This is a genomic window from Aquimarina callyspongiae (genome assembly GCF_034322225.1).
Lineage (GTDB): Bacteria > Bacteroidota > Bacteroidia > Flavobacteriales > Flavobacteriaceae > Aquimarina.
Genome location: NZ_JAXLPA010000001.1, coordinates 108,742 through 122,347 on the forward strand (window position 1 = coordinate 108,742; position 13,606 = coordinate 122,347).

The following is a 13,606-nucleotide window of genomic DNA, read 5'->3' on the forward strand; positions in this document are numbered from 1 at the left end:
CTGATTAGAGAATTATTTAGCGTAATTTCTGTAGTACCACATAAGGGTTTCTACTTTTTTCTCCCATTTCTTTTGATTCTCTCTATTCCTAGAATGATTGGTTTCTTCATCATAACGCTCCTGCATATTAATCCGCATTCGCTCTACCAATTTATACATTTTATTAAGGTCTTTACGAATATTTTTTCCTGCTTTATATTCTTTCAACCTTTTTCGCATGATTCTTGCATGCAATTCTGAAATATCAAAGTGTAATTGTTCATGTGCTAATAGATAATCTGTCATCTGCCCTCCTTTTACCCAAGATTTTGAGGGGTAACAAAAACTTTCTACTTCATATTTTAGCTCTACCTGAGCACTATCCTTATCTCCATCCTTACTATAAGCCCATTGATAAGTAATACCTGTATTCACAGCAGAATCAAAGCTGCTATTAGAATCAGGTTTACCCCTAAAATCAGACCAGTCAAGCTTACTCTTTTCGGCATATGAAAAGCGTTCAACATAACCATTATTTGTAAGGAATAAAACTAAAAAGATCGTAAAGAATTTACTCATAATTGCAACAATTATGCCCAGCTCAAATTTGTGTTTTATCTATTTAAGGATTTGGAAGCAATATGGGGCTGATATCAGTTCCACTAACAAAAATAGCTTTATTTTTTTTATTTTCATAAGATAAAATTATCTCATTCATTACTTTATCAATTTTCATGCCATGAAAATTAATCTCATCAATTACTTGCACGTTTTTATTAAAGGTGTTGACAATTAATTAGTTACAAAAACACGATCATTGTCGTACCCTATCGTACAAGTAGGCTATATAAGTCAATATTTTTTAAAATAAGATTCTTTGTGTGTATTAAATCTAAGATAGAATTCTAAAATTTTACTCTACTACAGTTAGTTTTAGATCATCATCAAATTTAATAAGATAAGCCGCTCTATTATAATATCCCCCTAAAAGTTTTTTTGTATAATTAAATTTGTTTTCCACATATTCTGTTGTCCCATCAAAGCTTGCGGCGTGATATAAATCGTCTGCTGTGCCCAGACGCATCAAAATATCATATGTGATATCAAAACCACGAACCGTATACTTATTAGGTACTATCCCATGTTCTTTTTTATATTTTTCTACAAAAGGTGTCAAAGACTCTTCTGTTTCATCAAATTCTTTATCAATTGATGGGTAATGCAAATGTAGTCTCGACAAATGCTCATTCTTTACACTATCATCATCATATGCGTTACCTTTATTTGTTGTAAATAAAGTAATCTGGTGACTTTCTGCTTTAGCATTAAGTAAAGCGGTTACATTACTAATCATTGCTATATCACTAGATTCCAAAATTACCCAATTCATCTTTTTCTTTGCAAGAACTCGATTTAAATCTACTTCATAAAGATAATTACCTTCTTGTATTTTTGCGACTTTAGCTTCCGGAAATTTAGCAATTAATTTTTTCTTTATTTCTTCATGCCTTTTTCCGTCTTGAGCAATAATTACAATATTCTTATCTAACGAATCTTTCTCAATATAAGAAATCAATTTATCTTGCAACATAACATCTGTCGGTCTAGTTTGGAAAAAATTACCATACAACTTAGATTCTCTATTAGATATTGGAGAAAAAACAGGTGTATCATACTTTTTTAACTCTGCTGCAACGGTTTCTACATTTGCCTGAAACAGTGGACCGATTACGGCATCAACCTCATCAAAATTGTTCTGTGCTATCAATTGCTTAATATACTCAGAATTTTTATTTTTTTGAGTATCATAAACCTCCATTTTTGAACTGATCCCTTTTGTTTTAGCAGAATCCAATGCCATTTTAACCCCTCTATAAAAATCTAAAGCAATTCTGACTCCCCGCTTACTCTTAAGGTAATCTTCTGTTTCCTTTCTAGAACTTGTATTTAAAGTGTCTATCCCAAAAGGAAGCATTACCACTATTTTTTTAGGTTTAAAGTTGAACAGTTTATTTTGCAGGTCAATAATTTTCTCTTCAGAAACATTTCCAACCATCGAAGTATCAACTATCTTTTTCGGGATTTTAATAATCATACCCGCTTTAAGTCCATCTTTAAGATATGGGTTCATTTTAAACAATGAATCCGAAGAAATTTCTGCACGACTCAAAATACTATATACGGTCTCTTTTGGTGGAACTTCATATAGCTCAAACTCATCTTCTACTGTAATTTGATCAATTGGAATAAAAACAGAAGTTGGCACTACTATTTCCATTCCTATTGGAAAAGAAGGGTCCATGCCAGGATTTAACTGTTCCAGCTCGCCAATAGTAATCCCATGCCTTCTCGCAATACCATATTTAGTTTCTTTCGGTTTTATAACATATCTGGTAGTAGTAGAAATTCTACTATTAACAGGTGTTGTAATGGTGTCTACTGGTTTTTCGACAACTACTCCTTTTGCATATACAGGAATTCTGATTTTATCTTTCTTCTTTATCTGCTCAGAATACAACCTCTTATTATGTCTTTTTATATCATCTACAGTAATTTCATATTTCTTTGCAATTCCATATAAGGTTTCTTTTCTTCTAACCTTATGTGTTCTAAAACGTATTATCTCAGGTTCTGCAGAAATTACTTTTAGACTATCTAATACTGTGTCTTTTCCATCAGGTTGTTTGATGTCAACATTTGTATTATCTGTCTTTTCTATTTCACCTACTCTTAGAACCTGCCCTAGATTAATTCCATTAACAGCTTCTGGATTAAGGATATACAGAGTTTCTGGAGTAGTGTTATACGTTTTAGAAAGACTATAAACTGTATCTCCTTCTTTTACTTCATGTGTTTTGTACTCCTGATTATCAACAATAGGAATAGCTAAAATTTCTCCTTCACTAATTCCTTCTTTTGCTGTAGGATTAATTCTATAAATTGCTTCTGGAGTAGTATTATATCGCTTTGCGATTCTAAACACATTCTCTCCTTTAACAACTGTATGACTCTTATATTGCTGGGCATAAGTAACTGTGGCACATACCAACAGTAATACCAAGAATAACAAAATTTTCTTCATTCAATTTCCTTTTAAATTACAAAACCTTACAGTCTTATACTTAACAATTATTCCCATTCAATAGTTGCAGGCGGTTTTGAACTAATATCATATACTACTCTATTAACGCCTTTTACCTTATTTATTATTGCATTAGAAGTTTTTTGTAAAAACTCATATGGTAGATTTACCCAGTCAGCTGTCATTCCATCTGTACTTTCTACCGCTCTAAGTGCAACACAATTTTCGTATGTACGCTCATCTCCCATAACTCCAACACTCTGTACTGGCAATAAAATTGCCCCAGCTTGCCATACTTTGTTATACAAACCATTTTCTTTCAATCCATTTATGAAGATTGCATCAACTTCTTGCAAAATACTAACTTTTTCTGAAGTAATATCTCCCAATATACGAATTGCAAGTCCAGGCCCAGGAAAAGGATGTCTTCCTAATAACTCTGGATCTAATCCCATAGAAGCTCCAACTCTACGCACTTCATCTTTAAACAACATACGTAATGGCTCTACCACTTTCAATTTCATAAAATCTGGCAATCCTCCAACATTATGATGAGATTTAATAGTTACAGATGGTCCATTTACCGATACTGATTCTATAACATCAGGATAAATTGTACCTTGTCCTAACCATTTCGCATCTTCAATCTTATGAGATTCGTCATCAAAAACCTCTATAAAGACACGGCCAATTATTTTTCTTTTCCCTTCTGGGTCACTTTCTCCTGACAAGGCATCCAAAAAACGTGCCGAAGCATCTACTCCTTTTACGTTAAGCCCCATACCTTCATACTGTTTTAGAACAGAAGAAAATTCATCTTTGCGTAATAATCCGTTATTTACAAAAATACAATGCAGGTTACTTCCTATAGCTCTATGCAGTAATACGGCTGCTACGGTAGAATCTACTCCTCCACTCAACCCTAAAACTACTTTGTCACTTCCTATTTTTTCTTTTAACTCAGCAACAGTAGTGTCTACAAAAGAATCCGGAGTCCACTCTGCTTTGACACCAGCTATTTTTATTAAGAAATTATCAAGTAATTGTTTACCATCTGTAGAATGATATACTTCTGGGTGAAACTGAATAGCATACGTATCTTCTCCTTCTATTTTATATGAAGCATTTGTAACGTCATGGGTACTTGCCAATAACACTGCTCCTGTAGGAAGCTCTTTTATTGTATCACTATGACTCATCCATACTTGAGAACCTGTTATAATGTTTTCAAAAAATTGTTCTCCTTCTTTTACAAACGAAAGATTAGCTCTACCATACTCACGTGTATTGGACGGAGCTACTTCACCTCCACTAAAATGAGCTAAGTATTGTGCTCCATAGCAAATTGCTAAAAGTGGCATTTTACCTCTGATATCTGATAGATCCGGATGCGGAGCATCTTCTGCACGTACCGAAAAAGGTGAACCCGACAGAATAACAGCTTTAAAATTTGATAAATTATCTGGTAATTTGTTATAAGGATGAATCTCGCAATAGATATTTAATTCTCTAACTCTTCTGGCAATTAGCTGGGTATATTGCGACCCAAAGTCTAAAATAAGTACATTGTTGTTTTGCATAGGCAAAAATAAAATTAAATTGATAACCCTGAAATCCTAAATAAGATAATTTTCAACAGAAAGGACATATTTTTTATTTGAAAAGAAATATGCTCATTCTTACCTCCTTTTAAATACAGTTTTAACAAAACAATTTAGTTTTCTAAAAACTTAAAGTTAATTATTAATACAATTCAAATTTTAATTATTTAAAATCAACTAATCGAAAGAAAATCACCATCGATCGATATTGAATTCTACCTGATCGAAACCTTAACTCTTTGCGATTTTGATTGAGCTACTTTTATTTCAATAACAACAATAATTAAAATCATGAAGACTTTAAAGCTTAACTTAAATCCTATCTTTCTATTTCTTTTAACCATTATCATGAACGCTAACATTTACGCTAATGAATCGTTATTGGTTTTGGATATTTTTGAATCAATGTATCACGATCAATATGATCTTTATATCCCGAATAAGGTTGATAACAAAAAACCTCCTCTCTATATAATTTTACCTGGCGGGGTTGATGAAAAATATATCAGTTTTAGAGATAGCCTAATTGTACCTGGACTAAAAGATCATCAAGGAATTATTTTCAGCCCAAAAATCTCCTGGAAAAAACCGGATGAAAAATTATTAGAAAATATTATTACAGATTTTATATCTACTGCGATAAAGGCCTATTCTATTGATCAGAATAAGATCACCTTAATTGGTTATAGTAATGGAGCTATACAGGCTACCAAATTAGCAGAACAAAAAGGATACTTGTTTTCTACGGTAGTATTAATGGTTTCTAACTTTAATATTACTAAAAAAATAGAGACTCCAATATTTATCATACATGGTACCACGGATCGATATTTTTCTTTAAAAAAAGCAAACAAAGCCTATACACTTGCTAAAAAAATTGGGTGCAATGTTACATTTCTTAAAGCAGAAGGAAAAAATGATACGCCTCCCTCTCAATACAAAAACGAATTAAGAGAATTAACTCGATGGTTAGAAAATAATATATGGTGATTTCTTTTAATCTAGAGAACCAAAAAACACAAATATCACAAAACCAGTCAACTAAACAAAACAACCATTCATCTATACTTTATATAAACCTGATCGATAAATGACCAAAATAAATTCATTTCAAAGCTATTTTTGAACAACCAACTCTTAAAACCCAAAATCATGAAAGCACAAAAACAACTATCAAATGTATTTTACCAATTCTTAATCATTACTGTCATCGTAATAAGTAATACTACAACTATACTAGGACAAAATACATTACAAAGTCGTATCACACTAGTTGATAGCACAATAACATACTCATTAAATAGGACGGATTCTTTATTCGTGAAACAAAAACAATCAAACAATCAAGTATCAAGTTTTTATAAAACTCCGTTGGAATTAACACAAGAAAAAAATAGTACGCTAAGGAAAAAGTTCAGAGAAACTAAAAACTGGTCCAAAAGTATTATATGGAATAGTTCTCCTAACTGGATAAGAAGGTTGTTTTCCTAAAATTAAAAATACAATCCCTAAGCAAATTAAAATACTTAGCTAAGTAATATAAACTCAAGTTTAGATTTTCTAAACCTATAATGTAATAATTGAAAATTCACCTCCTAATGGATCAAGATATTTTATCAACTCAGGAATCAACTCCTGGCCATACTCTAAATACATTTCAGAAAAATTCGTAGTACGCTCCTGCAAACTCTGATTAGGAAACAACTCATTCTGTATTATAGTCAATCTTTTAACCTGATCACCTAGTTTTCTTCTTTGTGCTTTAAGCAACCTTTTTTCTAGAACATCCAGGCCTTTAAGCTGTCTTACTTCTTGAGCTTTTACAGCATTTAGAAAAGTAACATCTGTTTGTTCTGCTAATTCATACATCTCTTTAAATTGTTCAATAAGATGTTTTCGTTGCGGATCAAAATTAATATCGATATTCGAAATTTGCCTTACTTTACGATTGATCAACTCATGTTGTTTTAGGAATAGCTCTTTATCCGAAACATTTAATTTCTTTACTTTTTCAGCTTGTTTTTGACTTTTCAACAGTACTGAGTTACGAAGTAATAACATAGGAAAAGGTACATCTACCTCTTCAAAATAATCTTTTAACTCTAACCAATAAGCAAGTTCTCCTCCTCCACCTATATAACAAAGGTTAGGTAAAATCACCTCTTGATATAATGGTCGCATCATTACATTTGGACTAAATCTCTCCGGTTCCTCGTTTAAATGTTTTATAATCTCATCTTTACTCCAAGAAATATCCGTTTCGTTTACAAAATAAACACCTTCTTTCTCTACAATTCTTTCTCGTAATCCTTCAGATAAGTAAAATAGATTGATCTCACGAGGGTTTACTTGCACTTTATATCCTTCTTTATCTAATTTTTCTGCTTTAGGAGTTACCGTATGATACGAAACCTGCTCTTCAAGCTCTCTTTTCATATAAGGAATAAAAAGATGTTTTAACCCTTTATCATTGGCATCAATAATAACTAAACCATAAGTAGTAAAAAGTTCATTAGCCAAATATCGAGTCGCATCTGCAAGGTTATCATGTTTTAAGTATGCTTCGCTAAAAAGTGATTTTAAGTATTCTGCATTGTGACCCGTACCTATTTCTGAAGAAAAAATGTCAAAAACTTTATCTAAACCTTTAGTATTCATTACTCCTACCGCTCCTCCATCAGCTCGATTCCACTGAACTTTTTTCCCAAAGAGGTTAAAGTAATTTATTTCATCAAAATCATGATCTTCTGTAGCCATCCAATAAATAGGTACAAAATTATATTCTGGATATCTCTCTTTTAAAACCGTAGTTAGATTAATTGTAGAGACAATTTTATATAAAAAGTATAAAGGCCCCGTAAATAAATTCAATTGATGTCCCGTAGTTACTGTAAAAGTTTTGGTATCTGATAATAGCTCAATATTTTGTTGAGTAACTTCAGAAACATTGATATTACTATATTGATTTTTTAAAGCATCAACCAAAACACCTCGCGCTTCATCAGAAAAAGACTGCTTTTTCTCTTCTATTTGATCTTTAAAATTATCTAATTTCGGAAATCGATTATAGAATTGTTGTAATTCAGTTTTTTCGTCTAAATAATCACAGATAAATGTAGAAAAGTAATTCGCATCTCTAAACGGAATACAGTCACTAGGCATATAATAAATTTTTAAGTTGCTAAATATACGGCAGATTGTAATTTGATCTGTCTTTTTATATTTTTTTTAATACTGAGGTCGGATAATATTTCATCAATACCCAAAATTTATAAATATGGGGTATTCTAAATCCTAAATTTTAGTTAATGCGAATTATATCCTAAATTTAACTCGGTATTTTACCTTTCTAAACTCAATCACTTAACAAAACTCTGATTTAAGAATCTAACTTTAAGGCCGTATCAATTAACACATATGACCTATAACCTTTACTTGAATGAAAAAAATAATCTTCGCGCTTTTTGTCGCAACGACGTTATTATCTTACGCTCAAACTCAATTAAAATCTCCTGCTGAATTTCTGGGCTATGAAATTGGAGATCAATTTACTCGTCATGCTGATGTTGTAAATTATTTTAACCACGTAGCTGATAATTCTAATATGGTTACTTATCATACGTATGGAAAAACAAATGAACGCCGACCACTAACATATGCTATAGTTTCTAGTGAGGATAACATAAGAAATATTGAAAGTATACGATTAGACAATCTTAAAAATATAGGAGTAGTAGATGGTAGTGCTAATCCTCAAAAAGCGATTGTTTGGTTAAGTTATAATGTACACGGTAATGAAGCCTCAAGTACAGAAGCTGCTATGCAAACAATATATGAATTAATTACCAAAAAAAGTGACTGGTTGCAAAACACAGTGGTGATTATAGATCCTTGTATCAACCCTGATGGTCGTGACCGCTATGCAAACTGGTATAATCAAGTAAAAGCGACTCCTTACAATATTGATCAAAGTGCAACAGAACATAATGAACCGTGGCCTGGAGGAAGACCTAATCATTACCTATTTGATCTCAATAGAGATTGGGCGTGGGCCACTCAAGTAGAATCTGCACAACGCTTAAAAATTTACAATACCTGGATGCCACACGTTCATGTTGATTTTCATGAACAAGGTATAAACGAACCGTACTATTTTGCTCCGGCGGCAGAACCATTCCATGAGATTATCACACCTTGGCAACGTGATTTTCAAACACAAATCGGTAAAAATCATGCTCGTTATTTTGATGCTGAAGGTTGGTTGTTCTTTACCAGAGAGCGTTTTGATTTATTATACCCAAGTTATGGAGATACTTATCCTACATTTATGGGTGCCATAGGAATGACTTATGAGCAAGCTGGTCATGGACGAGCAGGATTAGGAATACAAACAGATGAAGGATATGTACTGACCTTAAAAGATCGTGCTCTTCATCATACTACCACAGGATTATCGACAGTAGAGATATCTTCAAAAAATGCAGAAAAACTGAACGCTGAGTTTAAAAAATTCTTTAATAATGATAATCTAAAATATAAGAGTTATGTACTCAATGGTAGTGCCGATAATATGGAGGCACTAATCAACCTTCTAGATAAGCATGATATCAAATATGGTTATACCAATGCAGCTAAAGTTTCTGGATTTGATTTTAGAGCTAATAAACAAGGAAGCATTAATGCAAATGGAGCTTTAGTAGTAAGTACCAATCAACCAAAAGGTAAAATGGTTAAAGTATTATTTGAACCCGATGCAAAATTAAGTGATCCTCTTACATATGATATCACCGCTTGGAGTGTTCCTCATGCATACGGATTAGAAGCTATTGCCACCACATCTTTAATTCCTGCAAATGGAAACAAAAAATCAAACACCATAAACAACACCTCCAATCCTTCAGGAGCAGGATATATTTCTAAATGGAATAGTCTTGATGATGCCGCTTTTATGGCTGATCTATTAAAAAACGATATCAAAGTTCGTTTTAGTGAAAAGGATTTTTCGAATGGTTCGCAAAACTTTAAAAAAGGGAGTTTAATAATCACAAAAAGTGATAATCGAACAATCAAAAACTATGATAAGATTGTAATTGAAATCGCTAACAAGCATAAAAGAAAGTTACATACTGCACCAAGTAGTTTTGCTACCAGTGGTGTTGACTTTGGTTCTCCAGATGTAAAACTAATCAACAATCAAAGAATCGCAGTCTTAAAAGGTAATTATACTTCATCACTAAGCTATGGAGAAATTTGGTATTTCTTTGAGCAACAATTAAAATTTCCAATAACTTCTATAGATACTGATTATTTTAAAAGAACTGATCTTGACAAATACGATGTGTTAATCATGCCTAATGGGTATTACAATGGATATCTTGATAAAGGTGCTCTTGAGAAATTAACCAAATGGATTCGCAACGGTGGAAAAGTTATCGCCTTAGCTAATGCTGTAAATGCTTTTTCAGGAAAAGACGGTTTTGATCTAAAAACTAACAAACCTGACGAGGAGGAAAAAGATTCTATAGGCAATTTAATCCCATATGATCAACGAGAACGAACTAGTGTAAAAGATTTTATTACCGGAAGTATTTTTAAAACCAAAGTAGATACTTCGCATCCAATGGCATTTGGATATAGTGATTCTTATTTCAGTTTAAAACTAGGTAGTAGTTCTTATAAATTTTTACAAGACGGATATAATATTGCATACATCAAAAATCCAACTAGCGTATCCGGTTTTGCCGGAGAAGACGCTTTAAAAAGCCTTAACAATTCCTTGGTTTTTGGTGAAGCAAGATTAGGTAGTGGAAGCGTTATTTATATGGTTGACAATCCATTATTCAGATCTTTCTGGGAAAATGGAAAGTTATTCTTTGTCAATGCCATATTCTTTGTCAATAATAATAAGTTTAGGATTTAAAAATAATTTCATGAATACACATCACATCCCAAAAAAACTTGCCGTAATAGCACTATTTTCTGTTGTTTTATTAGCGAGTTGTAACAAAAAGAAAGAAACCGTGGAAACGACGACTACTGATTCAGAAGAGATAACCAATGTTTTATTAGAAACCTGGACTGGTCCTTATGGAGGAACACCTGCTTTTGATAAAATGAAAGTAGAAGATATTAAATCTGCTCTGGAGACAGGAATGGAATTAAATTTAAAAGAGATTGAAGTGATTGCTAATAGTTCTGATGCTCCCACTTTTGAGAATACCATAATAGCTATGGAAAAATCTGGGCAAGAACTAAACAGGGTATTTACATATTATGGTATTTTAAGTAGTAATATATCATCTCCTGAATTTAGAGAAATTCAAAAAGAAATGGCACCGAAATTATCAGAATTTCAATCCAAAATATCTCAAAATTCAAAATTATTTAATCGCATCAAAACGGTTTACGAGAACTCTTTAAAAACTCCTTTAGAAACAGATCAACAGCGTGTAGTGCAATTAACCTATGAAGGCTTTGCTATGAATGGAGCTGAGTTAGATGAAGAAAAGAAGAAACGTTACGCAGCAATTAATAAAGAGCTTTCTCAATTATATACTAGTTTTTCTAACAACGTATTGGCTGATGAAGAAGGATATGTTACTTACTTAACAAAAGATCAATTAGGAGGCCTATCAGAGCCATTGATTAAAGCCTATGCAAAAGCTTCAAAAGATAAAGGGCAAGAGGGTAAGTATGCAGTTACTAATTCTAGATCTTCTATGGATCCTTTCCTTACCTATTCTACTGATCGCTCATTACGCGAAAAAGTTTGGAAAAATTACTACTCTCGTGGTGATAATGGAGATGAAAAAGATAACAATGAGAACATTGCTAAAATCTTAAAACTACGTAAAGAACGAGTAAGTCTATTAGGCCACGATAATTTTGCTGATTGGCGTTTACAAAATCGTATGGCAAAAAACCCAGAAAATGCAATGAAGCTTATGAATGCTGTTTGGCCTGCTGCAATTGCTAGAGTAAAAGAAGAAGTTGTGGATATGCAAGCTGTAGCTGATGCCAATGGAGACAACATAACCATTGAACCTTGGGATTATCGTTATTATGCAGAAAAAGTAAGAAAGAAAAAATATGATCTTGACTCTGATGAAGTAAAACAGTATCTGCAATTAGACAAACTTACAGAAGCTATGTTTTTTGTCGCTGGCGAATTGTTTAATTACAAATTTACACCAGTAGAAGAAGGAAAAGTACCTGTATTTCATCCAGATGTTAAAGTATGGGAAGTAAATGACAAATCAACAGGAGAACATATTGGGTTATGGTATTTAGATCCTTTTGCCAGAGTTGGTAAGCGATCAGGAGCCTGGGCAACTACTTATAGAAGTCACACTACTTTTGATGGTAAAAAAACAGTTTTAGGATCTAACAATTCTAATTTTGTAAAACCCGCTCCGGGAGAACCTGTTTTAGTATCCTGGGATGATGCCACTACCTTCTTCCATGAATTTGGTCACGCATTACATTTCTTTTCCTCTGAAGTTCGATACCCAACTCTTAATGGTGGTGTAAGAGACTATACAGAGTTTCAATCTCAACTATTAGAACGTTGGTTATCCACCGATAAAGTGATCAATAATTATCTTACTCATAATAAAACAGGTGAGCCAATGCCAAAAGCATTAGTAGATAAAATCAAAAAAGCAGCAACTTTTAATCAGGGGTTTGCGACAACAGAATATCTTGCTTCTGCTCTAATGGATATGAAATTTCACCTGGCTGATCCTACAAATATTGATGTAGATGCATTTGAAAGAGAAACTTTAACCGAGTTAAAAATGCCAAAAGAATTAGTAATGCGTCATCGCACACCTCATTTTGGTCATGTGTTTTCTGGTGAAGGATATGCTACTGCATACTATGGATATATGTGGGCTGATGTACTAACATCAGATGCAGCTGAAGCATTTGCAGAAGCTCCAGACGGGTTCTATGATAAAGAAGTAGCAGCAAAGCTTGTAAAATACTTATTTGCACCTCGCAATGCCATGGATCCTGCCGAAGCCTATCGTAAATTTAGAGGTCGTGATGCCAAGATTGAAGCATTAATGAAAGATCGAGGATTTCCGGTACCAAAAGAACAATAATCCTCATACAATACATCTCTTATTAAAAAAACAAGTTTAATAAGAGATGTATTGAATTATGAAAGCCATAAGAAATTGATCAAAATTAGCATCATCAATTTATATGAATGATCACATATATCTTAAACCGGAGAAAATCATCAAGACTATTGACCTGTTAGAAAAGCGGGTATCAGACCGGTTCCCGGATTCGAGTCTAAGAGAAATATGTCATCAATTCTTGGATACTGCCCAGCAGAGCAAACAAAACATCCAATGGATTTCTGCTCCTAATATACCTTTACGATTTTTCTCATATCTAATTATATTAATTGGTTTATGCGGACTAATATATAGTATTACTTTTATCGATATTAAGATCGAGAACACCACACTAGCTAATGTAGTTGCTGTATCAGAAGCTATATTTAATGATATTATATTATTGGGAGCCGCTATCTTTTTTCTGATATCTCTTGAATCGAGATTAAAAACCAGGCGCGCTCTTAAATCCCTGAATGATTTAAGAGTTATAGCTCATGTGATCGATATGCACCAATTAACAAAAGATCCTTATGTAAATGATCTACCTCAATTTGCTACAGAGAACTCTCCAAAACGTCCTCTGTCAAAGTTTGAGCTACAACGTTATTTAGACTATTGTTCAGAAGCTACAGCATTGATAGGTAAGGTTGCTGCTTTATATTCTCAAAGCTTACCTGATGAAGCAGTTGTAAGGGCTGTAAATGAAATTGAAATCTTAACCACAGGGCTAAGTAGAAAGATCTGGCAGAAACTTATCATTTTAAGCGAAACCGATACAAATAAAATAAAAACAAAAACTCAATAAATTTGTCAAT

9 protein-coding genes are annotated in these 13,606 nt (G+C 32.8%); 5 read left to right on the forward strand and 4 right to left on the reverse strand.

The features are described from left to right. Positions 1 to 12: 12 nt before the first annotated feature. From U0D62_RS00435 to guaA, 3 genes are all read right to left on the reverse strand, one after another. Positions 13 to 558 (reverse strand): DUF922 domain-containing protein, encoded by a 546-nt coding sequence (locus U0D62_RS00435; RefSeq protein ID WP_322193183.1) that lies wholly within the window; start codon positions 556 to 558, stop codon positions 13 to 15. Between the two features lie 334 nt (positions 559 to 892). Next, the gene (locus U0D62_RS00440) at positions 893 to 3,061 is read right to left on the reverse strand and encodes an amino acid ABC transporter substrate-binding protein (RefSeq protein WP_322193184.1); all 2,169 of its coding nucleotides are present in this window, start codon (positions 3,059 to 3,061) and stop codon (positions 893 to 895) included. A gap of 47 nt (positions 3,062 to 3,108) precedes the next feature. Further along, entirely contained in the window at positions 3,109 to 4,641 is a 1,533-nt protein-coding gene (gene guaA, locus U0D62_RS00445) for a glutamine-hydrolyzing GMP synthase (protein WP_322193185.1), read from the reverse strand. A gap of 369 nt (positions 4,642 to 5,010) precedes the next feature. Here guaA and U0D62_RS00450 point away from each other — a divergent pair, with 369 nt between their 5' ends. Further along, complete coding sequence (locus U0D62_RS00450) at positions 5,011 to 5,652, forward strand: alpha/beta hydrolase (RefSeq protein ID WP_322193186.1); 642 nt, start codon at positions 5,011 to 5,013, stop codon at positions 5,650 to 5,652. 162 nt (positions 5,653 to 5,814) lie between these two features. Further along, the gene (locus U0D62_RS00455; protein WP_322193187.1) at positions 5,815 to 6,153 is read left to right on the forward strand and encodes a hypothetical protein; all 339 of its coding nucleotides are present in this window, start codon (positions 5,815 to 5,817) and stop codon (positions 6,151 to 6,153) included. A gap of 75 nt (positions 6,154 to 6,228) precedes the next feature. On the opposite strand, the gene bshC is transcribed toward U0D62_RS00455, so the two are convergent. After that, a complete protein-coding gene (gene bshC / locus U0D62_RS00460) occupies positions 6,229 to 7,824 on the reverse strand; it encodes a bacillithiol biosynthesis cysteine-adding enzyme BshC (protein ID WP_322193188.1) in 1,596 nt (531 codons plus the stop codon). 277 nt (positions 7,825 to 8,101) lie between these two features. Between bshC and U0D62_RS00465 the strand changes: the two genes are divergently transcribed. The 3 genes from U0D62_RS00465 to U0D62_RS00475 all read left to right on the forward strand — a co-directional run bounded on the left by U0D62_RS00465 (position 8,102) and on the right by U0D62_RS00475 (position 13,596). Beyond that, complete coding sequence (locus tag U0D62_RS00465) at positions 8,102 to 10,582, forward strand: M14 family metallopeptidase (RefSeq protein WP_322193189.1); 2,481 nt, start codon at positions 8,102 to 8,104, stop codon at positions 10,580 to 10,582. A gap of 10 nt (positions 10,583 to 10,592) precedes the next feature. Continuing rightward, the gene (locus U0D62_RS00470) at positions 10,593 to 12,767 is read left to right on the forward strand and encodes a M3 family metallopeptidase (RefSeq protein ID WP_322193190.1); all 2,175 of its coding nucleotides are present in this window, start codon (positions 10,593 to 10,595) and stop codon (positions 12,765 to 12,767) included. A 103-nt stretch (positions 12,768 to 12,870) separates the two neighbouring features. Beyond that, on the forward strand, positions 12,871 to 13,596 hold the full coding sequence (locus tag U0D62_RS00475) for a hypothetical protein (protein WP_322193191.1): 726 nt from the start codon (positions 12,871 to 12,873) through the stop codon (positions 13,594 to 13,596). Positions 13,597 to 13,606 lie beyond the last annotated feature (10 nt).